Genomic DNA, 311 nt, shown 5'->3' on the forward strand with positions numbered 1-311 from the left:
GCAGGGTCGTTACCACCTCGTCGACTCCGAAGCGCGTTTTAAGCAGCGCCGGAATGAGCAAAAGGATGGCCCCCGCCAAAATCGCAAAAGCAGCCATAACGGGAAGCAGGGCAAAACTGGGCCACGGCAGGGCGCCCGTTCCCAGCAAAACTGTCATGAGCGCCCCTGCGTAAAGTTGTGCCTCGGCGCCGATGTTCCAAAACTTGGCCCGAAACGCCACAGCCACCGCGAGGCCTGTAAAAATCAGAGGCGTCGCGCGGTTCAGGGTTTCCAATGCGGAAAATTTCGAACCCACTGCGCCGTTCACGATC

The 311-nt window shown here is 59.2% G+C and carries 1 protein-coding gene; it reads right to left on the reverse strand.

Annotated elements, in window-relative coordinates:
- Positions 1–311: ABC transporter permease subunit (locus AB9F27_RS22165; protein WP_407067052.1), on the reverse strand; the 311-nt coding region annotated here is incomplete at both ends.

The organism is Falsihalocynthiibacter sp. CO-5D18 (assembly GCF_041205445.1).
Lineage (GTDB): Bacteria > Pseudomonadota > Alphaproteobacteria > Rhodobacterales > Rhodobacteraceae > Falsihalocynthiibacter > Falsihalocynthiibacter arcticus.